The organism is Kitasatospora sp. cg17-2 (assembly GCF_054031055.1).
This window is the reverse complement of record NZ_CM132923.1, coordinates 435,947-458,185: the sequence shown is the minus strand read 5'-3', so window position 1 is coordinate 458,185 and position 22,239 is coordinate 435,947. Positions and strand designations below refer to the sequence as shown.

General features: G+C 74.7%; 22 protein-coding genes. 11 read left to right on the top strand and 11 right to left on the bottom strand.

What is annotated here, in order from left to right; all coding sequences use genetic code 11:
- Window positions 1–30: 30 nt before the first annotated feature.
- Window positions 31–399, bottom strand: coding sequence for a gamma-glutamylcyclotransferase family protein (locus tag ACW14Y_RS01840; protein ID WP_456985640.1), 369 nt, complete (start codon window positions 397–399; stop codon window positions 31–33).
- Window positions 400–685: 286 nt separating this feature from the next.
- Here ACW14Y_RS01840 and ACW14Y_RS01835 point away from each other — a divergent pair, with 286 nt between their 5' ends.
- The 3 genes from ACW14Y_RS01835 to ACW14Y_RS01825 all read left to right on the top strand — a co-directional run bounded on the left by ACW14Y_RS01835 (window position 686) and on the right by ACW14Y_RS01825 (window position 3,123).
- Complete coding sequence (locus ACW14Y_RS01835; protein ID WP_380301348.1) at window positions 686–1,462, top strand: class I SAM-dependent methyltransferase; 777 nt, start codon at window positions 686–688, stop codon at window positions 1,460–1,462.
- A 119-nt stretch (window positions 1,463–1,581) separates the two neighbouring features.
- On the top strand, window positions 1,582–2,268 hold the full coding sequence (locus tag ACW14Y_RS01830) for a M24 family metallopeptidase (protein WP_380301446.1): 687 nt from the start codon (window positions 1,582–1,584) through the stop codon (window positions 2,266–2,268).
- A gap of 66 nt (window positions 2,269–2,334) precedes the next feature.
- Window positions 2,335–3,123 (top strand): HAD hydrolase family protein, encoded by a 789-nt coding sequence (locus ACW14Y_RS01825; RefSeq protein ID WP_456985639.1) that lies wholly within the window; start codon window positions 2,335–2,337, stop codon window positions 3,121–3,123.
- Window positions 3,124–3,150: 27 nt separating this feature from the next.
- Here ACW14Y_RS01825 and ACW14Y_RS01820 read toward each other — a convergent pair whose 3' ends face one another.
- The 4 genes from ACW14Y_RS01820 to ACW14Y_RS01805 all read right to left on the bottom strand — a co-directional run bounded on the left by ACW14Y_RS01820 (window position 3,151) and on the right by ACW14Y_RS01805 (window position 5,963).
- On the bottom strand, window positions 3,151–3,597 hold the full coding sequence (locus ACW14Y_RS01820) for a hypothetical protein (protein ID WP_380441744.1): 447 nt from the start codon (window positions 3,595–3,597) through the stop codon (window positions 3,151–3,153).
- Window positions 3,598–3,663: 66 nt separating this feature from the next.
- Window positions 3,664–3,990 (bottom strand): hypothetical protein, encoded by a 327-nt coding sequence (locus ACW14Y_RS01815; RefSeq protein ID WP_380301354.1) that lies wholly within the window; start codon window positions 3,988–3,990, stop codon window positions 3,664–3,666.
- 200 nt (window positions 3,991–4,190) lie between these two features.
- Window positions 4,191–5,108, bottom strand: a complete 918-nt coding sequence (locus tag ACW14Y_RS01810) for a GNAT family N-acetyltransferase (RefSeq protein WP_456985638.1) — start codon at window positions 5,106–5,108, stop codon at window positions 4,191–4,193.
- Between the two features lie 204 nt (window positions 5,109–5,312).
- The gene (locus ACW14Y_RS01805; protein ID WP_456985637.1) at window positions 5,313–5,963 is read right to left on the bottom strand and encodes a nitroreductase family protein; all 651 of its coding nucleotides are present in this window, start codon (window positions 5,961–5,963) and stop codon (window positions 5,313–5,315) included.
- 76 nt (window positions 5,964–6,039) lie between these two features.
- On the opposite strand from ACW14Y_RS01805, the gene ACW14Y_RS01800 reads away from it, so the two are divergent.
- Complete coding sequence (locus tag ACW14Y_RS01800) at window positions 6,040–6,747, top strand: IclR family transcriptional regulator (RefSeq protein ID WP_456985636.1); 708 nt, start codon at window positions 6,040–6,042, stop codon at window positions 6,745–6,747.
- Between the two features lie 151 nt (window positions 6,748–6,898).
- Window positions 6,899–7,996 carry a baeRF3 domain-containing protein gene (locus tag ACW14Y_RS01795; protein WP_380301363.1) on the top strand — a complete coding sequence of 366 codons (1,098 nt, stop codon included), beginning with the start codon at window positions 6,899–6,901 and terminating at the stop codon, window positions 7,994–7,996.
- A 99-nt stretch (window positions 7,997–8,095) separates the two neighbouring features.
- Here the strand turns inward: ACW14Y_RS01795 and ACW14Y_RS01790 are convergent, their stop codons facing one another.
- On the bottom strand, window positions 8,096–9,517 hold the full coding sequence (locus ACW14Y_RS01790; protein ID WP_456985635.1) for an MFS transporter: 1,422 nt from the start codon (window positions 9,515–9,517) through the stop codon (window positions 8,096–8,098).
- Window positions 9,518–9,543: 26 nt separating this feature from the next.
- Between ACW14Y_RS01790 and ACW14Y_RS01785 the strand changes: the two genes are divergently transcribed.
- Entirely contained in the window at window positions 9,544–10,071 is a 528-nt protein-coding gene (locus ACW14Y_RS01785) for a CGNR zinc finger domain-containing protein (protein WP_380391325.1), read from the top strand.
- A gap of 40 nt (window positions 10,072–10,111) precedes the next feature.
- Here ACW14Y_RS01785 and ptlI read toward each other — a convergent pair whose 3' ends face one another.
- Complete coding sequence (ptlI, locus tag ACW14Y_RS01780) at window positions 10,112–11,506, bottom strand: pentalenene oxygenase (RefSeq protein ID WP_456985634.1); 1,395 nt, start codon at window positions 11,504–11,506, stop codon at window positions 10,112–10,114.
- Window positions 11,507–11,836: 330 nt separating this feature from the next.
- Between ptlI and ACW14Y_RS01775 the strand changes: the two genes are divergently transcribed.
- The gene (locus ACW14Y_RS01775) at window positions 11,837–12,778 is read left to right on the top strand and encodes a GNAT family N-acetyltransferase (protein ID WP_456985633.1); all 942 of its coding nucleotides are present in this window, start codon (window positions 11,837–11,839) and stop codon (window positions 12,776–12,778) included.
- Between the two features lie 75 nt (window positions 12,779–12,853).
- Here ACW14Y_RS01775 and ACW14Y_RS01770 read toward each other — a convergent pair whose 3' ends face one another.
- Both ACW14Y_RS01770 and ACW14Y_RS01765 read right to left on the bottom strand, forming a co-directional pair.
- The gene (locus ACW14Y_RS01770; RefSeq protein WP_456985632.1) at window positions 12,854–15,616 is read right to left on the bottom strand and encodes an ATP-binding protein; all 2,763 of its coding nucleotides are present in this window, start codon (window positions 15,614–15,616) and stop codon (window positions 12,854–12,856) included.
- 200 nt (window positions 15,617–15,816) lie between these two features.
- Window positions 15,817–16,200, bottom strand: coding sequence for a cyclic-phosphate processing receiver domain-containing protein (locus ACW14Y_RS01765; RefSeq protein ID WP_456985631.1), 384 nt, complete (start codon window positions 16,198–16,200; stop codon window positions 15,817–15,819).
- A gap of 97 nt (window positions 16,201–16,297) precedes the next feature.
- On the opposite strand from ACW14Y_RS01765, the gene ACW14Y_RS01760 reads away from it, so the two are divergent.
- From ACW14Y_RS01760 to ACW14Y_RS01745, 4 genes are all read left to right on the top strand, one after another.
- Window positions 16,298–16,873, top strand: a complete 576-nt coding sequence (locus ACW14Y_RS01760) for an O-methyltransferase (RefSeq protein WP_456985630.1) — start codon at window positions 16,298–16,300, stop codon at window positions 16,871–16,873.
- Window positions 16,874–16,980: 107 nt separating this feature from the next.
- On the top strand, window positions 16,981–17,559 hold the full coding sequence (locus ACW14Y_RS01755; protein WP_456985629.1) for a helix-turn-helix domain-containing protein: 579 nt from the start codon (window positions 16,981–16,983) through the stop codon (window positions 17,557–17,559).
- Between the two features lie 195 nt (window positions 17,560–17,754).
- Window positions 17,755–19,332 carry an MFS transporter gene (locus ACW14Y_RS01750; protein ID WP_402725285.1) on the top strand — a complete coding sequence of 526 codons (1,578 nt, stop codon included), beginning with the start codon at window positions 17,755–17,757 and terminating at the stop codon, window positions 19,330–19,332.
- A 61-nt stretch (window positions 19,333–19,393) separates the two neighbouring features.
- Window positions 19,394–19,720: a hypothetical protein gene (locus ACW14Y_RS01745; RefSeq protein ID WP_456985628.1), complete on the top strand. Its 327-nt coding sequence runs from the start codon at window positions 19,394–19,396 to the stop codon at window positions 19,718–19,720.
- Here the strand turns inward: ACW14Y_RS01745 and ACW14Y_RS01740 are convergent.
- Together ACW14Y_RS01740 and ACW14Y_RS01735 are read right to left on the bottom strand one after the other, a co-directional pair.
- Entirely contained in the window at window positions 19,684–20,352 is a 669-nt protein-coding gene (locus ACW14Y_RS01740) for a fasciclin domain-containing protein (RefSeq protein ID WP_456985627.1), read from the bottom strand. The two genes, ACW14Y_RS01745 and ACW14Y_RS01740, sit on opposite strands and share 37 nt — an antisense overlap.
- Before the next feature lie 117 nt (window positions 20,353–20,469).
- Window positions 20,470–22,137 carry a molybdopterin-dependent oxidoreductase gene (locus tag ACW14Y_RS01735; RefSeq protein ID WP_456985626.1) on the bottom strand — a complete coding sequence of 556 codons (1,668 nt, stop codon included), beginning with the start codon at window positions 22,135–22,137 and terminating at the stop codon, window positions 20,470–20,472.
- Window positions 22,138–22,239: the final 102 nt, after the last annotated feature.

Sequence of the window (22,239 nt, the reverse complement as noted above, 5' to 3'; positions counted from 1 at the left end):
CCTGAGCCGGGGCGGCGGTGCCCCGTCGGGTCAGTTCCCGGCGGGGCTGTACGCGGCGGAGAGGTAGACCCACGCCCTGGTGCCGGAGGCGAGCACCACCTCGTGGCGGGCGTAGTCGTCGACCTCGTACTCGTCCGCGGCGGCGAGCTCCTCGTCCGTGATCGCGAAGACCGTGCCGTCGACGGCGTCGCCCGCCTCGTCCGACGGCAGCACCAGGGGGTGCCGGTCGGTGCCACTGGCGGCGATCACCTCGGGGTCGGTGATCTCGATCATGGTGAGCCGGAAACCGGGCAGCGCGTCGGCCTGCCCGTCCAGCAGTCGGCCGAAGCTGCTGAGCTGCACCTGCTTCAACTGCAGCGTGCCGTAGGAGAAGAGACGCTGGGTTGCCGTTCCGGCCATGGGTGCGCGACCTCCGGTTGTGCGGGGACTGTGCGGGCGGGGCCTTGATCGTAGGGCGCGTCACCGGCCGCCCCCGGCGGCGGGGTCCGCCCCGGGCGGTTCGGAGGGCCGCACGATCCAGGACTGTCGCAGCTGCTGGTCATTTGGGCGAAACGACAAGCATCTGCCAGCTGTTTTACATATCTTGCCTCGCGGATGCAAGATTCTCCCACCGGGTTGGCGAAGCCGGGAAGAATGGCAACGGGCCGGCTCGGCAGCCGGTCGTGACCGAGGGAGGCCAGGACCCATGAACGCACGCACCCGGGACGGCAGCGCCGGGGACGTCGACTACGGCGCCATCGGATCCGGCTACTCCTCCTACCGCAGGCCCGACGGCCGGGTGGCGCAGGTCATCGCGGAGGCCCTCGGCGGCGCGCTGACCGTGCTCAACGTCGGCGCCGGCACCGGTTCCTACGAGAGCGCGGCCCGGGTCGTGACACCGGTCGAGCCGTCGGCGTCCATGCGGGCCGGCCGCCCCGCCCACCTCGCCCCGGCCGTCGACGCCGTCGCCGGGGACCTGCCGTTCGAGGACGGGGCGTTCGACGCCGCGATGACGCTGTTCAGCGTCCACCAGTGGGAGGACGTCGGGGCGGGCCTGCGCGAGATGCGGCGCGTCACCCGGGGCCCGGTCGTCGTGCTGACCTGCGACCCGCTGCTGGTGCGCGACTTCTGGCTGTACGAGTACGCGCCCGAGGTCCTGGACACCGAGGCCCGCCGCTACCCCCCGATCGGCGAACTGGCCGCCGCGCTGGGCGGCAGCGTCACCGTCCAGCCGGTCCCGATCCCGCTCGACTGCACCGACGGCTTCAACGAGGCGTACTACGGCCGCCCCGAGATGCTGCTCGACCCCGCCGCCCGGCAGGCCTGCTCGGCCTGGAGCTTCGTCGACGACGGAGCGCGCGAACGCTTCGACCGCAAGCTCCGCCACGACCTGGAGTCCGGCGAGTGGGAGCGCCGCCACGGCCACCTGCGCACGCGGGCCGTCCACGAGGGCTCGCTCGTCCTCGTGCGCGCGACGCCGTGAGCCGGTGGCCCCGTGAGTCCGTGACCGCGTGAGTATGTGACCTCGCGAGTATCTGACCCCGTGACCCCGTGACACCCGAACTCGGCAACAGGAGCGGCACCGTGGGAGAACCCGACCGGATGGACGAGCAACTGCGCGCCCTGGGACTCGTCCAGGCCCAGGCCAAGGCCGAACGCCTCTTCGCCGAGGTCGAGGCACGCGGCCTGGTGGCCCCCGGTCGGGGCGAACGCGAGATCAGCGACGCGATCCGCGACCTCGCCAACGACCTGTTCGGCACCACCAAGCACTGGCACAAGCGCATCGTCCGTTCCGGCCCGCACACCCTGTTCCCCTACCAGGAGAACCCGCCGGACCGGCTCCTCGGCGAGGACGACATCGCCTTCGCCGACTTCGGCCCGATCTTCGAGGAGTACGAGGCGGACTTCGGCCGCACCTTCGTCCTCGGCGAGGACCCGCACAAGCACCGCCTGCGCGACGACCTGGCCGAGGTCTTCGCCGGCGGCCGCGCGGCCTTCCACGCGGACCCTCAGGTGACGGGCCGTCACCTGTACGCCCACGTCGAGCGGCTCGCCGCCGAGCGGGGCTGGGCCCTGGGCGGCTGGCACGCGGGCCACCTGGTGGGCGAGTTCCCGCACGAGAGCATCGACGGCGCCAAGACCGAGTCCTACATCACCCCGGACAACGAGAACCCGCTGCGCCGCACCGACCGGGCCGGTTGGCGCTGCCACTGGATCCTGGAGGTCCACCTCGTCGACGAGCGGCGCGGTTTCGGCGGCTTCTACGAGCAACTCCTCGACCTGGCCTGACCACCGGCGGCGCGGCCTCGGCCGGCGTCGTGTCGGGTGCCCGGTTCGTCCGGATATGATCCGATCATGATCAATCTTCACGCCCGTACGGTGGTCTTCGACATCGACGGCACGCTCTGCTTCGACGGCCGGACGATCGACCGGCGGATCCTCGCGGCGATCGACGCCTGCGAACGCGCCGGCCACCGGCTGGTGTTCGCGTCCGCGCGGCCCGTCCGGGACCTCCTGCCCGTCCTCGACGGAGCCTTCCCGGCCGCCACCCTGATCGGCGGGAACGGCAGCCTGGTCTCGGTCGGCGGCCGGGTGCGGGCCCGGGCCGCCTTCGACGCCGTCGGGTTCGCCGCGCTGATGGACGCGGTCGGGCGCCACGGGGCGAGCTACCTCGCGGACGGTCCCTGGGACTACGCCTACACCGGGCCCGAGGACCACCCGATCCGCGGCCGGGTCGACCAGGGCCGGCTCGCCCGGCGGGTCGACCTCGCCGAACTCCCGGAGGTGGTGAAGTTCCTCGCCGTCGGCGCCTCCGACCCGGTGGCGCTCGCCGAGGCCGGCCGAGGGCTGGGACTGACCGTCAACCACCACCTCGACGAGGCGATCATCGACTTCGCCCCGGGCTCGACGACGAAGTGGGAGGCCCTGACCTCGATGGGGATCACCGAGTACATCGCCTTCGGCAACGACATCAACGACTTCGACCTGCTGCGGAACGCCGAGCGGGCCGTCCGCGTCGGCTCCCGTCCGGGCCTGGACGGCGTCGCCACGATCACCGTCCCCGCCGACCCGGAGGCCGTCGCGGCCGAGATCTCCCTGCTGGCGGAGGCCGCCCGGGCCACCGCCGGGACGGCCGGCCACTGACCCCCTGCCCCTGCCCCGCCCCGGGTGCTACGCGACGCGGGGCGCCTTCCGGCGGCCGAGCAGCCAGCCGACCAGCGCGAGGATCCCGGCGAGCGGGCCCAGGAAGGGGGCGGGGGTGGTCTGGAAGACGGTGCTGCCGAGCACCCCGGCCAGCTGCCAGCCGCAGGTGAGCACGGCCGCCAGCGACAGCCAGTGCCAGCGGTCGTCCCGCGCCACGGTGAACGGCAGGACGAGCACGGACACGGTCTGCACCAGGTACCCGTACTGGAACCAGCTGTAGTAGACGGTGTCCCACCAGGTCACGGGCGGGGGTCCGTCGGTGTACTCCCGGCGGAACTCCAGGAAGGTCGGGTCCGAGAAGCCGTCGGGCCACCACGGCCACAGGTAGAGGCCGATCAGCGTGAGCAGCAACGCGGCCACCCCGAGCGAGACGGGGGCGCCCTTGCCGGGTGGAGCGGGGTCGATCAGCGGCATCGTGGTCCTGTTCTCTACGGGCCGGAGTGCTGTCGGCGGTGAGGCGGAAAGGGGCATCCGGGTTCGCTAGTAGACCCCGCCGAGGTACCAGATGGTGTGGTCCGGATGCAGGACGAGGTCGACCAGCACGGCGGCGGGCAGGACGAGATGGCTGTAGAGGCTCCCGGTCGACGCACCGCGCAGCAGGCGGATCCTGTCGCTCGGCGCACCGCGGCGCCGACGCAGGAGGCCGACACCGAGACCGAGCAGCGCACCGACCGCCACCAGCGCACCGAGCGTGGCCACGGCCCGCCCGGCGAACCCGGTGTGCGACAGCAGCCACACATCGAGCACCAGCGTCAGGCCGCCGTAGAACGCCGTCTGGACGAGGTCACTGTCAACGACCTGCGCCACCCACCCGGTCCCCCGCATGCACCCCAGAATGCCGCCGGTGCCGAAGCCCTGGAACAGAACTGACGGGTAGTCATCGAACCGTGACCACGGGAACGGAGCACTGTTCCCCGGCTCCGGTCCTCCTGATCCGGTCCACCGGCACCGTGGCGTGCGGCCCGGGCCCGGGTGGGCCCGGACCGCCCCGCCGTGGCCGGTGCTTGTCAGGCCGTTCGGTCTGTCGGCTCCGTCCGTTCCGTCGGGTGGAAGTTGATGCGCTCGCGGACGACGGGGAAACCGGCCTTGGTGAAGTTCGCGGCCATCGGGTGGTTGGTGCGGTCGGTGGCCGCGGTGATGGATTCGGCGCCGTGCTCGACGAGGGTGCGGGTGCACTCGGCGAGGAGGTCGTAGGCGTAGCCCTGGCCCCGGTGCCGGGGGAGGACGCCGATGAAGCCGATGGTCGGGCCGGAGGGGTTGTGGGCGGGGATGTGGATGCCGGCGAGGTCGCCGTCGGGGGTGCGGGCGGTCTGCCACCACTCCCGCGGGGACGGACACCAGTGGAAGAAGTCGAGCTCCTCCTGGGCGGCTTGGTCGACGCCGCCCTCGGCGATCGCCCGGAGCGCGTGGGCGTCCAGGGTGGCGGAGTGGATGCGGCGCAGGGCGTCGAGGAAGACGGCGTCGTCGGGTTCGGCCTCGAAGCGCAGCCGCCCGGGGCGCTCGGGCAGTCCGTGCTCCGGGGTCCAGCGGTACAGGAAGCGTTCGACGAGGAGTTCGTACCCGGCGGCCCGGGCGGCGGCGAAGCGCGCCTCGGCGGCGGAGCGCAGGTCGGGCCGTTCCCGCCAGTCGCCCGGCAGGTTGATCTCGAGTTCGACCTGCCAGGGGGCGGAGCGCAGGAGTTCGGCCCCGGCCTGCTCCTGGCCCTCGGCGACGTCGAACCAGTTGATGTTGACGGGCTCCGCGTCCTCGGGGCCGCCCCACCAGGCGCCGCGGGCGACCACCTCGCCGTCGCGCAGGGCGACGCGCTTCCACTCGGGGCGGAACGTGGTCCGCCGGTGGCTCTCTCGGGCGTCCAACGGGTCAGGATGTGCGTCGAACAGATGGGTGTCGCTCGCGGAAAGCGTGCGAATGACCGTGTCGGTCATGGATTCCTCCGGGATACAGGCTGCGTGGAGCGCTCCCGGTCAGGACTGGTGAGGCACGCCGGGACAGCGGGAGAGGGAGCGCTGGAAAGGTATGGACCGCACGGCACTCGCCTCCTTCCGTTGGTCTCAAGGCGTGGCGCCACCGTACGTGATCCTCCGTCGATCCGTCCACGGATTTTCGCGGCCCCGGTGGGCACCGCTCCGTCACCAGCCGTCCCAGTGCAGAACCTGCTCGCGCGGGATCCGGCGGGCGGGGCGGAAGTCGGTGCCGAGGGTGTACGCGACCGGGATGAACGCGGCCTGCATGACCTCCGCGTACGGGATGCCGAGCTCCTGCGCGAACTCCCGCTCCAGGGGCAGGTTCCCGGTCGTCCACACGGTGCCGAGGCCGCGCTCGCGGGCGGCCAGCATGAAGCTCCACGCGGCGGGCAGGATCGATCCCCAGGTGCCGGCCTGGTGGGTGACGGAGAGGCCCTCGGTGCGTCCCTCGACGCAGGGGATGACGTAGGCGGGCACCTCGTGCAGGTGCCGGTACAGGTGATCGACGCCCGTGTACACCCGCTCCATCACGCCCGGCGCCACCTCGGCCCGGCGCACGTCGCGGGCGGGCAGCGGCTGATGGGCCTGCGGGACGGCCAGGCCCGCCCGCCACAGGTCCGCGAGCACGGCCCGGCGGGCCGGGTCGGTGACGATGACGAAGTGCCAGCGCTGCCGGTTGCGGCCGGTCGGCGCCTGCACGGCGAGGTCGACGCACTCCTCCAGGAGCGCGCGCGGCACCGGCCGGGTCAGGTCGAGCCGGTGGCGCACGGCCCGGGTGGTGGAGAGCAGGGTGTCGGAAGCGAGACCGAGGTTCATGCGTTGAGCCTCGTACGGACCGGACCGCCGGGGGAAGGCCGGGCTTCCACTGAGTGGAACGAGTGGGATCCGACGAGTGGACGGGGGACGGGAGTTGGGCGAGAGCGTGGCGGGTCGGCTGTTCTCGGTGCTGGACGCGTTCGAGGGCGGGGGCGTGGGCGGACGCCCGCCGGTGCTGCGGCTCACCGACATCGCCGCGCGCACCGGCCTCCCGGCGCCGACGACGTTGCGGCTGGTGCGGGAGCTGGTGGCGTGGGGCGGTCTGGAACGGGGCGCGGACGGCGGTTACCGGCTCGGGCTCCGGCTGCGGGTGCTGGGCGCGGCCGCGCCCTGCCCGCGCGGTCTCCTCGACGCGGCGCTCCCGGCCCTGCGGGAGCTGGGCGCCAGGACCGGCGGGCACGCCGACCTGGCGGTGCTCGCCGGGCCCTCCGCGGACGGCGTGCTCTGTCTGGTGGGCGGGGACCGGCCGCCGCCGCACGCCACGGCGTACGGGAAGGTGCTGCTCGCGGCCCCGCCGGCCGAGCTGCCCCGGCACACCCGGCACACCGTGGTGTCCCCGGGGGTCCTCGCCGGACAGCTGGCCCGGGTCCGGGCGGCGGGCCTCGCGGTCTGCGCGGAGGAGTTCCGGCTGGGCGAGGTGACGGTGGCCGCCCCGGTGCGGGGCGAGGGCGGGACGGTCGGCGCGGTGGGCGTCACCGTCCCGACGGGGGTGCCGCTGGACCGGGTGGTGGCGGCGGTCCGGGCGGCGGCCGCGCGGGTCCGGCCTCCGGCACCGGCGCCCTGACCCGGGAGGCGACTCGGGACCCACGACGGCGCGGGACGCGCGAGGTCCCACAACCCAGCACGACAATGGGTAAATTGGTGATGATTGGGACAAAATCCATGATGTGTGCGTCCACCCGCAGAAGGCCGAACCGCCTTCGGAAAGGGCTCCCATGTACCCCGCTCTCACCCCCGCCGTCCTCACCGAGCTGCGCCGCCCCAGGCCGTACCCGGCCGTGTCGATCCTGATGCCCACGCACCGCCGGGAGCCCGACAACGCGCAGGACCCGGTCCGGCTGCGCACTCTCGCGGCCTCGGCGAGGAAGCGGATCGAGGAGGACCCGGAGGTCTCCCGCGCGGTCCGGATCGACGTGCTGGAGCAGCTCGACCGGGCGCTCGCCGAGGTCGACCTGGTGCACGCCGAGGACGGCCTGGCGATCCTGGTCGCGCCGGGCGAGCACCACGTCTGGTCGCTGGGCCGGACCGCGCCCGCCCGGGTGGTGCTGTCCGACACCTTCCTGACCCGCAACCTGGTCGCCGCCCAGGCGGCCGAGCGGCCGCACTGGGTGCTCGCGCTCGCCGCCGACCGGGTGCTGCTGTGGGGCGGCACCAGCGAGCGGGTCGCGGAGGACACCCGGCACGGCTTCCCGCTGGTGCGCCAGTACGAGAACCCCGACCCGGAGCGGCAGGAGCGGATCGGCGACAAGCCCAGCACCTTCCAGGACGAGGAGACCAAGATCTTCCTGCGGCAGGCGGAGGGCGAGCTCGGCAAGGTGCTGGCCGCCGACCCGCGCCCGCTGTACGTGGTCGGCGAGGCGGCGGCCCTCGCCCTGCTGGACGCCGCCGGGCCGGTCGTCCGCGGTGCCACCGCGCAGATCCCGCACGGCGGCCTCGCCCAGGCGGACGCCGAGACGGTCCGCAAGGTGGTCGAGCCCGCCGTCCGCGCGCATGCGGACGCCGGGATCTCCGACGCGCTCGCCCGGCTCGACAAGGCCCGGGGCCGCCAGGCGTTCGCGGCCGGAGTGGACGAGGTCTGGCGGACCGCCGCCGAGGGGCGGGTCGCCCAGCTGGTGGTGGAGGAGAACTTCCGGGTCACCGTCCGCGACGAGGGCGACCACCTGGTGCCCGCCGAGGCCGAGCAGGCGGGCGCGCGCGAGGACATCGTCGACGAGGTGATCGAGCGCGCCCTCGACACCGGCGCCCAGGTGTCCTTCGTCCCCGACGGCACCCTCTCGGACGCCGGCCGGATCGCCGCCGACCTGCGGTACTGACCCGCCTTCGGTAGCCGGATCTCTCCTCGGCGGCGGCGGCGACGAACGAGCCGAGGAGAGACCCGGGGCCGGGGAGGTCGGCCCGTGCGGTTCAGGGCCTCAGGCCACCGACCGGGGTGCCGTCGCGCCGACGCGGCTCGCGTCGGCGGCGGTGCCGTCGGTGCCCGGCCCGAGGTGCGGGCGGCCGCGACCGGAGACGTCCGGGCCGCGCCGCTTCCCGCCCCGGGCCGTGACCGCCACCGTCCCGGCCGTCGCCACGGCGAGGGCGCTCCAGGCGGCGCTGTAGCCGCCGGTGGTGTCCCGCAGCAGGCCGAGGGCGGGCGGGGCGAGGATCACGGCCACCTGGTTGACGGCCATCACGAGCCCGAGCGCGAAGCCGGTCCGGCCGGGCGGGGCCGCCTCGGCCAGATGCGCGACCCAGGGCCCGTACCAGCCGATCCCGAAGAAGCCGAGCCAGGCGAGGAGCAGGGCGGCCGCGAGCGGATGCCCGCCGAGCGGGGTCGCCAGTGCCACCAGCGCGGCCGCCGCCGCGACCATGCTCGCCAGGACCGGCCGGTAGCGGCCCGCGCGGCTGCGGTCGCTCCACGCCGCGAGGCCGATCCGTCCGAGCATGCCCGCCAGTTGGGCCGCGACCAGGACGGTACCTGCCGCACCGGCCCCGAGGCCGGTCACGTCGTGCAGGTACAGCGCGCCGAGCACGCCGATGCCGCTGTGCACCGAGACCATGGCCGTGCCCGACAGCAGCGCCTTCGCCATCGCGGGCTCGCGCAACAGCCGGAGCCGGTCCATGAGCGGCGGTGACACCGGAGCCGTGGCGGTCGGGGCCGAGACGTGGGCCGCCGCGACCGGGGCCGAGGCCGTTGCCGCGACCGGATCCTCGCCGACCGGGCCCGCCGCCCGCTTCGCGACCGCCCCGGGCGGGCGACGGTAGAGCGCGGTGAAGGCCACCGCCCCCGCCAGCGCGACCAACCCGCCCACCAGCACGGCGACCCGCCACCCGGCCCCGGCGGCGACCACCGGCAGCACCGCCACCGCGACCGCCCCGCCCAGCGGCAGCCCGGCCTGCCGCACGCCCATCGCGAACCCGAGCCGCGAGGGTTCGAACCAGGCCGCCACCGACTTGCTGCCGCCGGGCTGGATCGCGCTGTACCCCGCCCCGACGACCAGCAGCACCACGAGCAGCGACGCGTACCCCCGGGCCAGGCTCCCGGCGAGCAGGCCCGCGGCGACCACCCCGGCCCCGATGCCGACCACCCACCGTTCGCCGTACCGGTCCAGCAGCTCACCGGCCACCAACAGGCCGACCAGCGGAACCAGTTGGGAGGCCGAGAGCAAGAGGCCCAACTGCGTCGTGCTGAGGTCCAGCGCGTTCTGCAGGGGCACCGCCATCGCCCCGATGCCCTGGACGAAGAAGCACGCGGCGGCCTGGGTGAAGGTGGCGACCCCGAGGATCGTCCAGCGGTACGGCAACGGGGACGGCCCGCCCGGGACGTCGGTCGGACCGTCGGTGTGATGACTCATGGCGATCAGACTGCTGTAATGGTCTTATGCACCTCAACCCTTACGGCGAGGACGCCGTCCATCTGGCCGCGGAGTTGGCGAACGAGCGGCCGAGGAGCGTCGACGAACTCGTGGACCGCTGCCGGGCGGCCGGACTGGTGGTCGAGGGACCGTTCGCGGCCGACGACCTGCCCCGCGTCCACGCGGTGCTGGACGCCTGGGAGGCCGTCGTCGACGCCGCCGACGAGCGCGAACGGGCCGCCAGGCTGAACCTGATGCTCGCCGCCGGCGCGGCCCACCCCCGACTCACCGACCACACCGGCGACGGCTGGCACCTGCACTACCGGGAGGACGACCTGTCGCTCGGCGCCCTGCTGTTCTCGCTGATCGGCGTCGGCACCGCGCTGCACCTGGTGGGACGCGGCATGCACCGGCTGGGCCGGTGCGCCGTCGCGGAGTGCGACACGATCTTCGCCGACACCACCCGCACCGGCCGGCGCCGCTACTGCTCCCAGCGCTGCGCCAACCGCGACGCCGTCCGCCGCCACCGCGCGAACCACCCGTCCGCCGCCTGAGCGCACCGGTCGGCCCGGGTGCTGAACAGCGCCCCGCCCGTCACGTCGTCGCGCCCGTGCGGTGCGCGGGTCGGCTCGGCACCGGCTCGCGCTCCGACAGCCGCAGGCGCAGCCGTCGGGGCCGGTAGACGGTGGCGAGCGGGACGGCGCGGACGTCGGCGTCCGGCTCGGGGACCAGCCGCCAGCGGGAGAGGACGGTGGCGAGGACGAGGGTGGCCTCGGTCCGCGCGTACAGGTCGCCCAGGCACTTGCGGGCCCCGGCGCCGAACGCGGTGAACGCCTGGCGGGCGAGCGGAGACTCCTCCTCGGGCCGCCAGCGGTCGGGGCGGAACTCGTCCGGTCGCGGGAAGGCCGCCGGATCGCGGGCGACGGCGGCGGGGCTGAAGACGAGGGTGGAGCCGCTCGGCAGCGGGACGCCCGCCAGCTCGGCGCCGGTGGTGGTCAGGCGGGTGAAGAGCCAGCCGGGCGGGTGGAGGCGCAGGGTCTCGGTGATCACCCGGCCGGTCAGCGGGAGAGCGGGAAGGTCCTCCCAGCCGACCGGGCGCCCACCGAGGACGGTGTCGATCTCCCGGTACAGCTCCTCGGCGACCTCCGGGTGCCGGGACAGCCGGTGGAAGGCCCACACCAGCGTGGCGGCCACCGTCTCGGTGCCCGCCGCCATCACGGTGATCACCTGGTCGTGCACCTCGGCGTCGGTCAGCCGGCCGCCGTCCTCGTCCCGGGCCGCGAGCAGCGCGCCGAGCAGGTCCGGGGTCGCCCCGGCCGTCGACGCGGGGTTCCCCTCGTACCCGGCGATCAGCCGCTGCGTCACCTCGTGCAGCTGCCGCAGCGCCGCCCGGTAGCGGAGGTTGGCCGGAGTCGGCAGCCGGCGCAGCGTCCGGGGCAGGAACATCTGCCGGAACAGCCCGTTCAGCACCGTGTCGAAGGCCCGCTCCACGCCCCGGGTCAGCTCCTCGTCGAGCGCGGTCGACCAGAGCGTGCGGGCCACCACCCGCAGCGCCAGCCCGTACAGCTCGGGGAACGCCTCGATCACCTGGCCGTCCTGCCAGCGTGCCGTGGTGGCCTCGATCTCGGTGTGCATCGCCTCGGCGTAGTGCCGCAGCTGCGGGCGGGTGAAGGCGCTCTGCATCAGCCGCCGCTGTCGGCGGTGGTCCTGGTACGGGCAGGTGACCAGGCCGTTCCCGGCGACGTCGCGGGCCCGGTCGTAGAAGACCCCGCCCTTGTCGTAGACCTGGTCGCCGGTGAGCACCAGGCGCAGCAGTTCGGGATGGCAGGGCACGTAGGCCGTGGACGGGCCGATCCTGATCCGCACCAGGTCGCCGTGGGCGGCCAGCGCGGTCATGAACCGGACCGGGCTGCGCATCATCTGCCAGGCGTGCCCGATCCCCGGCACCGCTCCGGGGGCCGTCCCGACCACGAACGTCCGCTCTGCCAACGCGTTCCTCCTCGTCCCCGGGTCCGCGCCGCACCCGTTCGGCGGCGCGCCCCGAGTACTGCATCGGCCGGTCGGCCGCCCGGGTGAAGCCCGGCTGTCCGCGGGCCGCGCGCACGGGGGCGCGAGCCCCGGGGGAGGGGCGCGCGGCGGGACCGTGCCGGTCGGTCGGTCGGTCGTCCGGTCGTCCGGTCGTCCGGTCGCCCGGTCGGTGTCCGGTCGTCCGGTCGGTCGGCGGCCGGTCACATTACGTCGGCATGACTGAAGCCGGTCGTCCGGCGGGCGACCTAGTGTCAGTGACGTCACCGAAGCACCTGTACGAAAGAGAACCGTATGCAGCTACGCCCCACCACCGAGTCCGACCTCGACCGGGTCACCTCCGTCACGGTGGACGAGCCGGTCGGCTGGATCGAGGCCGACCGCTACCTGGAAGAACTGAAGGAGGGCATGTACCGCCCGGAGTGGACCTGGATCGCCGAACAGGACGGCCGGGTCCTGGCCCGCGCCCTGTGGTGGGGCCACGCCACCGGCGAACACCCGCTCGCCCTGGACTGCCTGTACGTCGACCCCTCGGTGGAGGACCGCGCCGCACTCGGCGCCGAACTGGTCCGGGCCGGCCTGCGGGCCTTCACCGAGCAGGGCGCGACCAAGCTCCCGCTCTACAACCTGACGCTCCCGCAGGGCTGGCGCGAGGACCCCGCCGCCGTCGCGGCCACCGACTGGCGGCGCGAGGCCGCGCTGGCGGCCGGGCTGACCGACATGGTGGAACGGCTGCGCCTGGAGTGGACGCCCGACGCCGGGCTGCCCGTCTCCAGCGGCCGGCTGACCTTCACCGAGGGCACGGACGAGGAGTTCCTCGACGTCTTCCGGCGGATCGCGCAGGGTAGCCTGGACGGCGAGACCCGCCGCAACGTCGCCCTGATGGGGGTCGAGGCCGCCGCCCAGGAAGAGGTGGACTTCTACCTCGGCTGCCCGGGGGAGCGCTCCTGGTGGCGGATCGCCCGCACCCCGGACGGCGCGGTCGCCGGTCTGGCCCTGCCGTCGGCGACGCCGTACAACCGCAACGTCGGCTACCTCGGCGTGGTCCCCGAACTGCGCGGGCAGGGGTACGTCGACGACGTGCTGGCCGAGATCACCCGGGTCCAGGTGGAGGCGGGGGCCGAGCTGATCACGGCGACCACGGACTCCGACAACGCCCCGATGGCCGCCGCCTTCGCCCGGGCCGGCTACCGGGTCGCCCAGACCCGCCTGGTCTGGTCGTCCCCGGCCGCCTGACCGGCCCGGCCGCCTGAGCGGACCCGGTCCGCCGGCGGTGCGGCCCCCGGCGCTCCGTCCCGGGGTCGTTCCGCCTCAGGCGGCCAGCAGGGCGGCGAGTTCGGTGCGCGAGCCGACACCCAGCTTGGGGAAGGCCCGGTACAGGTGGTGCCCGACCGTCCTCGGGCTGAGGAACAGCTGCGCCGCGATCTCCCGGTTGCTCGCCCCGGTGGCGGCCAGCCGGACCACCTCCCGCTCCTGCGGGCTGAGCAGGCTGATCGGCCCGTCCTGCCGGGTGGTCAGCACGGTCTCCCCGCCGGCCGCGCCCAGCTCCGACCTGGCCCGCTCGGCCCAGGGCCGCGCGCCGAGCGCCTCGAAGCCGTCCAGCGCGGCGCGCAGCTGCTCCCGGGCGTCGATCTGCCGGCGCAGGCGGCGCAGCCACTCCCCGTAGAGCAACGCGGTGCGGGCCCGGTCGAACGCGTTCCCGGTCCCGGCCCCGTGCCGGTCGGTGGCCCCGTGCCTGTCGCTGTCGCTGTCGCTGTCGCCGTCGCCGTGCAGGGCGAGCGCGGCGGTGAAGTGCTGCTCGGCCGTACCGTCGGGCCCGGTCAGCGCCCGGCACCGGGCGGCCAGGGCGCCGAGCGCGGGCCGGTCCAGCGCGGTGGCCCATGCGTCGAGCACACCCGCCGCCTGCGCCGCCCGCTCCGGGTGGCCCGCCCGGACCGCCGCCTCCACCAGGTCCGGCAGCAGGGGCAGGCAGAGCAGCGGATGGCCGACCTCCTGCCGGGCCGCCGCCAGTTCGTCGAGGGCCGCCTGCGCCCGGCCCAGGCCCAGTTCGAGCAGACCACGGGCCCACAGCGCGTCCGCCGCGGCCCGCCCCACACCGCGCGGCCGCGCGTACCCGAGGGCCTCCTCGGTCAGGGCCCGGACCTGCTCCTCCTCGCCCCGGACGGCGGCCGGCAGCGCCAGGGCGGCACGCAGGTGGGAGGCCCGGTGGGCGAGGTCGTAGTACTCGGCCAGCCGGAGCGCCTCGGTGCCCCGGGCCACCGCCTCCTCGTGGTGGCCCAGGGCCAGTTCCGTGCGGACCAGCAGGTCGAGCGTGGTGGGCAGCCAACCGCTGATGCCCTGCTCCCGGCAGTGGGCGACGGCACCGAGGGCCACCCGGCGGGCGGTCGGGTGATCGCCCGTCAGCAGGCAGTGGATGCCCGTCAGCAGTCGCTCCATCACCCCCGTGGCCGTCACCTCGGTCGCCGCCACCAGCGGGCGCAGCGTGCCCGACACGTCGGGCACGTCGGGCACGTCGGACGCGCCGTCGCCGAACAGCAGGGCGGGCACGGCGAGCACCGGCAGCTCGGGGGCGCGGGACGCGACCTCCGCCATCAGCGCCGCGTCCCCGCCCGAGTAGGCCGCGTGGACGGCGTCGACGAGCAGCGAGGCCGTCGCCTCCGGGTGCGCGGCACCGGTCAGGTCCGCGCTGTCGAGCAGGATCCGGGCGGCCGCCGCCGGGCTGCGGTGGCCGAGCTCGACCGCCGCCCTGGCCCGGGCGAAGTTCGCCGCCACCTCCTGGTCCGCCAGCGGCAGCGGCACCTGGTCGGCGAGGGCGCCGCAGCGCTGGTCCTGGCCCGCGTCGGCGGCCTTCCGGGCGGCCTGGACCAGGCGGCGGGCCCGCAGGTCCCGGTCCGCGGTCAGCTGGGCGGCACGCTCGTACGCCGCGGAGGCGGACGCCATCGCCTGCCGGTTCCCGGCCCACTCGGCGACCCGCTCCAGCTCCTCGGCGACGCCCTCGTCCGGGCCGGTCGCCGCGGCGGCCAGGTGCCAGGCCCGCCGGTGCGGCTGTCCGGCCCCGCCCAGCGCCCCGGCGAGCGCCCGGTGGGCGGCGATCCGGCGGGCGAGCGGGGCACTCCGGTAGGCGGCGTACCGGACCAGCGGGTGCCGGAAGCGCACCAGTTCGCCGGAGAGGATCACCAGCCCGGCCCGTTCGGCGGGTTCGAGGTCCTCGACGCCCGCGCCGAGCTCCCGGGCGGCCTCCAGCACCGTGCCGAGGCTCCCGGTGTCGTCGGCGGCCGCTACCAGCAGGACCAGCCGGGTGGCCTCGGGCAGCCGCCCGACCTGGTCCAGGAAGCCGTCCTGGATCCGGCCGCGCAGTCCGGCGGCCGTCTCGGGCAGCGCCAGCGGGCCCAGCCGACCGGCGCGCTGGGCGGGCGTCAGGGCGGCGGACAGCTCGATCAGGGCCAGCGGGTTTCCCCCGGCCTCCTCCATCACGCGATCGGCGACGTACGGGGGCAGACCGGTGAGCAGTTCGGCGGCGGCCGTACGGTCCAGACCCTCGACGAGCAGCCCCGGCAGGCCCTTCACGGTGGCGCCCGGCGCCCCGTCGCGGACGGCGAAGAGCATCACGACGCCCTCCGCGCGCAGTCGGCGCGCGGCGAAGGTCAGCATGTCCACCGACGGCCGGTCGACCCACTGCGCGTCGTCGACCAGGCAGAGCAGCGGCCCGTCGGCGGCGGCCTCCGACAGCATGGTCAGGACCGCGAGGCCGACGGTGAAGCTGTCCCGCACCTCGTCGGAGGTGAGCCCGAACACCGCCCGCAGGGCGTCGGCCTGCGCCGGCGGCAGGCTGTCGACGAGGTCCAGGACGGGCAGGAACAGCTGGTGGAGGCCGCCGTAGGCGAGCTCCATCTCCGACTCGATGCCCTCCACCCGCAGCACCCGGGCGCCCCCGGCCTGCCCGGCCGCCCAGTCGAGCAGGGCGGACTTGCCGATCCCCGCCTCACCGTGGATCAGCAGCGCGCCGCTGTTGCCCCGGCGGCCGTCCGCCAGCAGCCGGCCGATCCGCTCCCGCTCCGTACTGCGCCCCCGCACGATGTGCCCCTGCTCCGTGTGTCCTGATCGCCCGCGGTCCCCGCGGGACCGGACGGCGGCGACCGTCGGCCACCCCCGCGATCCTCTCATCAGCGGGTTTGTCCGTTGGAGGCCACCCGTCCCGGGGCCGGCCGGCAGGCGCCGTCGCCCCCGCCGCTCCCTCCCGGGCCGCTCCGGGACGGCCGGTCAGAGCCGGTCGATCAGGCGTGCGACGCCGTCCGGGAAGCGCCGGACCGGCCCTCGGCGGACGCCCGCCGCACCCGGTAGCCCCAGCGCGCGAGCGACCGGACCACGGTCGCGGCGCCGACGGGATTGGCGCTGTGGACGAGCACCTCACCGATCCGGAACGGCCGTCCCTCGAAGGCGGCCCGCTCCAGCAGGGTCACCACCGGCATGATCGTGTCGTCGCCGCCGAGATCGTGGTCCAGCCACAGCTCGTCCACGTAGCGGTCGCGATGCTCCTCCAGGAGCCGAACGCCGTCCCGGCTGTTACGGGCGATCCGCGTCGCGCGGGGGAGCGGCCGCAGGTCGTCCACACCGAGGACGACGGGCCCGGGCGTGGGCGTGGCGGAGATGTCTTCCATCGGACCATTGTGCGGTGGGTAGCGTGACCTTCGTTCATCAGTCCATCAGGCCATCGGTCTATCGCTCCATCGGCCAGTGCTTCGACAGGGGAGGGTCGTGAACGCAGCAGAACCCGCCGTTCCGGCACGTGTGGTGGCCGCGGAGCGGATCGCCGCGGAGTTGGCGTTCACGCGGAGCTGCACTCCTCACGTGGGCAGACTGCTCTGCCTGGCCGCAGCTTCGAAACCCGGTGGGACCGTCGCGGAGAGCGGCACCGGCGTGGGAGTCGGCACCGCGTGGCTGCACAGCGGCCTCGGTGGTGCGGGCGCGCGCCTGGTCACGGTGGAGCGTGAGGAGGAACTGGCCCGTCGGGCGGCCGGGGTGTTCTCCGACGACCGGCGGGTGAGTGTTCTCACGGGCGACTGGCGGCTTCTGGAGCGGCACGCCCCCTTCGACGTCTTCTTCTGCGACGGCGGGGGAAAGCGGGACGATCCGCAACGGGTCGTCGAACTGCTCGCCCCCGGCGGCCTTCTCGTCCTGGACGACTTCACGCCCTCGTCCGACTGGCCGCCCCGTTACGGCGGCGAGGTGGACGAGCTCCGGCTCTTCTATCTCACCCACCCCCTCCTTCGGGCCGCCGAGATCCTCACCGCGCCCTCCGCCTCGGCGGTCGTCGCGACACGGTGTCCGTAGTGCCGCGAGCGGACGATGGGTCAGATGCGGGCCGGTGACGTGCGGAAACTACACTGGACGAGGGGTCGGCCGCCGTGTGCGGCCGAGGGCGACGGGGGGCGGTACGGGTGGTCGAGCAGTACCGGTCGGCCTTGCTCGACGGGGCGAACCCGGCGCGGATCCCCCGGCGCGGGACGGGGGCGATACTGGTCCGGTTCCTCACCTCCCTGGACGAGCACGCCGCCGAGTGCGGTCCTGAGGAGCTGGGGCGGCTGGGCGCGATCGCCCGGGACCTCGCCGCCGTCTGCCTGGCCGAGCACGCCGACGCCGCCCAGGAGGTCGAGGCCGGGGCGCCGGCGCCGGCCCTGCTGGAGCGGGTCAAGGCGTACATCGAGCACAACCTCGACGACCCCGACCTCGCGCCCGGCACGATCGCCGAGCGCCACCACATCTCCGTGCGCTCGCTGCACCTGCTGTTCCGGCAGGAGGAGGAGAGCGTCAGCAGGCTGATCCGCCGTCGCCGCCTCGAACGCTGCCGCGCCGACCTCGCCCGGCCGGAACTGGCCCACCATTCGGTGCGGGACCTCGCCGCCCGCCGGGGCTTCCCGAACGCGTCCGCGTTCGGCCGGGCCTTCCGCGAGGCGTACGGGCTGACACCGCGCGAGCACCGGCGGCGGAGCATCGCGGGCGCGCCTACGGATCACTGAGCCCACCGCGCCGGACATCACCGCACCGGACGCCACCGCACCGGTCCGGGTCCGGCAGGCGTCGCCCCGGGCCGGTGGCTAGCATGGGAGTCGCCGGATCAACGGCAGGAACCCGGGCCGGTTCGACAGCGAACGGCCCGCCCCACAGCTGGTCCGCCGGCAGTCGACGTGCGGACACGCCCCGGAGGCACAGTGATGGCCGCTGCTCCCACCGGCGGATCCTCGCGCTACCTGGTGCTGGCGGCGATGATCTTCGCCGTCGCGATGACCTTCATCGACCAGACCATCGTGTCGATCGCCGTGCCGAACATCCAGTACGAGCTGAAGCTGACCAGTACGGGCGTGCAGTGGGCGGTCAACGCCTACCTGCTCACCCTGGCGGCGTTCTTCGCCTTCGGCGGCCGGCTCGCCGACACCGTCGGCCACCGCAGGATGGTGGTGCTCGGGGTGCTGGTCTTCGCGGGCGCCTCGGCCTGTTGCGGCCTCACCCCCACCGGGAGCCTGGCCGAGGCCTGGCTGATCACCTTCCGCGCCGTCCAGGGCTTCGGCGGCGCCATCATGTTCCCGGCGGCGCTGGCGATCGTGGTGCAGAACTTCGCACTGCGCGAGCGGGGGCGGGCGCTGGCCCTGTTCTTCGGGATCGCCGGCGGTCTGACCGCGATCGGACCGGTCCTCGGCGGCTACCTGACCGAGTGGACCTGGCGTGCCATCTTCTGGGTGAACCTGCCGGTGGCCGCCGTCGCGCTGGTGCTGGTCGCGATCTCCAAGCCGGTGACGGAGAGCCGCCCGGCGCCGATGGACTACCGGGGCCTGGCGCTGATCGCCGGTGGTGTCGCGCTGAGCGTCTTCGGGTTCCAGCAGTCGCAGGTCTGGGGCTGGTCCAACCCGGCGATCGGGCTCTGCATCGCGGCCGGAGCCGGGCTGCTGGTCGTCTTCGCGTTCGTCGAGAAGCGCACCGCCTCGCCGCTGATCAAGGTCGACATCTTCCGCATCCGCGCGTTCACCGTGCAGAACCTGGTGCTCGGCATCTCGATGCTGGTCTTCGTCCCGGTGTTCTTCTTCTCCAGCGAGTACGCGCAGATCGCGCTGGGCGACTCCTCCTCGGAGGCCGGTGTCTTCCTGCTCTGGTTCTTCATCGGCTTCGTGATCGCCTCGCAGATCGGCGGCCGGATGCTGGACCGGGGCGGCGCCAAACGCCCGGTGGTGATCGGGTGCGTCCTGGCCGCGATCGGGTTCCACCTGTGGGCGGGCGACGCGACCTCGTTGAGCTTCGGCGAACAGCAGTGGGACGTCGTGCTGGCCGGCGCTGGCATGGGTTTCATGCTCTCGCCCGCCAGCACGGACGCCGTCAACCGGGCTTCGCGGCTCTCCTACGGCGAGGCGACCGGCATCACCCAGACGGTCCGCAACTACGCCGCCAGCCTGGGGCTGGCGGTGCTGGGCACCGTCCTGGTCACCGACCTGCGGACCCGGCTGACCGACTCCCTGGTCGCCCAGGGCCTGCCGCAGGACCAGGCGGAGGCCACGGCCGCCCACCTCTCCCAGGTCCAGGCACAGAGCGGCGGGGGCGGGAGCGGCGGCGCCGCGGCGATCCCGCAGTTCTTCCGGGACGACTTCGCCCAGGCCACCCAGACGGTCTTCCACTGGATGTCGGTCATCATGGCCGTGGCCGCGGTGGTGGCGATCGTCGGCCTTCGCGGGGGTGTACAGGCGGAGGTCGCCGCGGCGGACGAGGAGCAGCCCCTGCCGAGCGGGCGTGAGGGCGGAGCCTGAGCGGTGCCGTGCCGACACGGGAAGGAGTCCGGAGACGAACGCCCCGACGCTGCCGGACCTCGTGCGGGAGGCGGCCGGCGCCGGTGTCCGGCGCGGAGAAGGGAACCTCGTCGAGGAAGCCCTGGAGAACATCGGGTACGTTCCCGCCCCGCCGCACGGCGGCACCGTCGGCGTCGACCCGCTCGAACTGGCGACCGCCCTGGTCGAGGCCGTGCAGGCCCGGCTCCGGGACGCCGTGTCGGACGGGGAAGGACGGGCAGACGCTGTCCGGCGCAGGATGGGGCTCGGGCGGGCGGGGACGTCGCTGTCCCCGGCCGCGGGGCGGGCCGGGGACAGCGGTTCGGGGGCGGGTCAGGAGGCGGGCATCAGCACCGTGTCGACGATGTAGACGGTGGCGTTGGCGGTCTGCACGTTCCCGCACAGGACCTTGGCGGATCCGTTGACGGTGAAGTCGGGGGCGCTGCCCGTGGCGGTGACCTCGTGGGTCTCCAGGGTCTTGTGAGCGCCGGTCAGGGCGGCGGGGGAGAGACGCTGGGGCACCACGTGGTAGGTGAGGATCCTGGTGAGCTTCTCCTTGTCGGCGAGGACCGCGTCGAGGTCCTTCTTCGGCAGCTTGGCGAAGGCGTCGTCGGTGGGGGCGAAGACGGTGATGTCCTTCGCCGAGTTGAGGGTGTCGACGAGCCCGGCCTTCGTGACCGCGGTGACGAGGGTGGAGAGCAGGGGGTTGTGGGAGGCCGCGGTGGCGACCGGGTCGGCGGCCATGCCGGCGAAGGAGCCGGCGCCGTCCTTGGGCACGGCGGTGCAGGCGGCGCCGAACGGCTGTCCGGCCGTCGCCCGGTCGGCCGCGGGCTCCGCCATGGGGTTCGCCGCGGGGGCCGTCGCCGCGGCCGTCGTGGCCGCACCACCGGCCGTGTCGGACGCCTTGCCTCCGTCGTCACCCGCGCAAGCGGTGAGGGAGGCGGCGAGGAGGCCGGCGACAAGAAGGGCGGTGAGGGGGCTGCGGTGCTGGACGACGGTCATCGGGATTCTTCTCTTCTCGGACGGTTCGGATTGTTCTGACGGTTCGGAAGGTTCGGACAGTTCGGACAGTGGTCCCGTGCCGTACGCGACGGCGGGCCCGCCGCGCCTCGGGTCGGTTCAGTGGACCGTGACGACGGTGCTGTGCCAGCCGGTCGCCCCGGAGGGGAAGGGCGGTCGGCGGGTCTCCTCCTGCACGGCCCCGGTGGCGTCGGTGGCGCGGACCTCCAGGCGGTGCGTGCCGGGGGCGGCCCCCTGCCACGTGTGGTGCCACTGGCGCCACACGTCGGGCCCCGCGTCGGCGGCGAGTCCGGCCTCCTGCCAGGGCCCGCCGTCGACGCGGACCTCGACGCCGGCGATGCCGCGGTGGGTCGCCCAGGCCGTGCCCGCGACGGTGACGTCCCCGGCCGGGACGCGGGCGAAGGCGGCGGGCACGTCGATGCGGGAGGCGGTGCGCACCTCGCCGGTCCGGTCCCAGCCGCGCCGCACCCAGTAGGGATCGTGCGCGGCGAAGGTGGTCACCTCCAGGTCCACCAGCCACTTGGTGGCGGAGGTGTAGCCGTAGAGGCCGGGGACCACACTGCGGCAGGGGAAGCCGTGCGCGACCGGGAGCGGCAGGCCCTCCATGGCCACCGCGAGCAGCGCGGCCCGGCCGTCCAGGACGCACTCCAGCGGCGTGCCGATCGTCATTCCGTCCTTCGAACGGCCGAGCAACTGGTCGGCACCCGCACGGATCCCGGCCCGGCGCAGCAGCGCGGGCAGCGGCGCTCCCAGCCAGCGGGTGGTGCCCGCGTAGGGCCCGCCGACCTCGCCGGACACGCAGGACAGGGTGTGGTCCAGCTCCTCCAGCGGCAGGGCGAGCAGGTCGGCGAAGGACAGCTCGACGGGGCGCTCGACCATGCCGTGGAGGCGCAGCGTCCAGTCCCGCGGGTCGATGCGGGGCAGGGTGAGAGCGGTGTCGACCCGGTAGAAGTCGCCGACGGGAGTGCGGAACGGGGTCAGTCCGGGGATCGCGGGAGCGGCCCGGGGAGGCGTCGGCGGCAGGGGCCGGGCCGGTGGGGGGAGGGTCAGGGAGGCGCGGGCCGCGGAGACGTCGTTGCGACGGTCGGCCAGGTGGCGCCCGGCGGAGCCGAGGCCGGCCGACAGGACGACGACGGCGCCCGCTGTGAGCGCGGTTCGACGTCCGGGTCGAGGGTGCGGTTCGACGGACGGGGCGCCACTGGCCGGCGCGGGGTCGTCACCCGCGCGGGCGACGGCATCGCCGGGCCGTTGCCCCGGCCCGGGCGGGACGGGCCGTGCGTGCGGGCGGGCCGTTCGCCGCGTCGTCAGGAGGAAGAGGACGGCGGCGCAGGCCAGGGCGGCCGCGGCCGAGGGCAGCGCGTCCGGGAGACGTGCGTCCGCGCGGGCCAGTGCCGCCCACACCCCGACTGCGCCGAAGCCGAGGGGCAGCGCGACAACGGCGGCCCGGCGGGCGGCGGCGATCGGCCCGAGGGCGGCGGCGGTCACGCCCATGGTGGTGTGGATCCCGGCCAGGAGGACCGTTTTGTCCCAGGTGCCGAAGGAGCGCACCGCCCACTCCTTGACCGCGGTGGGCGCGAGGTCGATGGCGGCCGAGCCGATCGCGACCACCGGGGCCGCCTGGGGGCGTACGAAGGCCGCGGCCACTTCGCCCGCGGCGACGCCCGCGCAGACGGCGGCGATCCCGCACGCCATCCGGACCGGCAGCGTGGCGACCGGGGCAGGCCGCCGGATCCGGAGGGTGGTCACATCGTTGGTCACGTCCGGCATTCGGCCCGTCCGCCGCGGCGGATGGGTGAGCCGTCCGGCTTCATCCGATCGGGTGAGCGGGCCGGGCGGATCCGACCGAGGTCGATCCGCCTCACGACGGTG

What these genes read in the sequence shown, in the direction of transcription:
- ACW14Y_RS01835 (WP_380301348.1), top strand. Translation starts at nt 686, where the DNA reads ATGAACGCACGCACCCGGGACGGCAGCGCCGGGGACGTCGACTACGGC.
- ACW14Y_RS01785 (WP_380391325.1), top strand. Translation starts at nt 9,544, where the DNA reads ATGCACCTCAACCCTTACGGCGAGGACGCCGTCCATCTGGCCGCGGAG.
- ACW14Y_RS01740 (WP_456985627.1), bottom strand. Translation starts at nt 20,352, where the DNA reads ATGACCGTCGTCCAGCACCGCAGCCCCCTCACCGCCCTTCTTGTCGCC.
- ACW14Y_RS01735 (WP_456985626.1), bottom strand. Translation starts at nt 22,137, where the DNA reads ATGCCGGACGTGACCAACGATGTGACCACCCTCCGGATCCGGCGGCCT.
- ACW14Y_RS01790 (WP_456985635.1), bottom strand. Translation starts at nt 9,517, where the DNA reads ATGAGTCATCACACCGACGGTCCGACCGACGTCCCGGGCGGGCCGTCC.
- ACW14Y_RS01830 (WP_380301446.1), top strand. Translation starts at nt 1,582, where the DNA reads ATGGACGAGCAACTGCGCGCCCTGGGACTCGTCCAGGCCCAGGCCAAG.
- ACW14Y_RS01805 (WP_456985637.1), bottom strand. Translation starts at nt 5,963, where the DNA reads ATGAACCTCGGTCTCGCTTCCGACACCCTGCTCTCCACCACCCGGGCC.
- ACW14Y_RS01750 (WP_402725285.1), top strand. Translation starts at nt 17,755, where the DNA reads ATGGCCGCTGCTCCCACCGGCGGATCCTCGCGCTACCTGGTGCTGGCG.
- ACW14Y_RS01765 (WP_456985631.1), bottom strand. Translation starts at nt 16,200, where the DNA reads ATGGAAGACATCTCCGCCACGCCCACGCCCGGGCCCGTCGTCCTCGGT.
- ACW14Y_RS01775 (WP_456985633.1), top strand. Translation starts at nt 11,837, where the DNA reads ATGCAGCTACGCCCCACCACCGAGTCCGACCTCGACCGGGTCACCTCC.
- ACW14Y_RS01840 (WP_456985640.1), bottom strand. Translation starts at nt 399, where the DNA reads ATGGCCGGAACGGCAACCCAGCGTCTCTTCTCCTACGGCACGCTGCAG.
- ACW14Y_RS01825 (WP_456985639.1), top strand. Translation starts at nt 2,335, where the DNA reads ATGATCAATCTTCACGCCCGTACGGTGGTCTTCGACATCGACGGCACG.
- ACW14Y_RS01795 (WP_380301363.1), top strand. Translation starts at nt 6,899, where the DNA reads ATGTACCCCGCTCTCACCCCCGCCGTCCTCACCGAGCTGCGCCGCCCC.
- ACW14Y_RS01820 (WP_380441744.1), bottom strand. Translation starts at nt 3,597, where the DNA reads ATGCCGCTGATCGACCCCGCTCCACCCGGCAAGGGCGCCCCCGTCTCG.
- ACW14Y_RS01810 (WP_456985638.1), bottom strand. Translation starts at nt 5,108, where the DNA reads ATGACCGACACGGTCATTCGCACGCTTTCCGCGAGCGACACCCATCTG.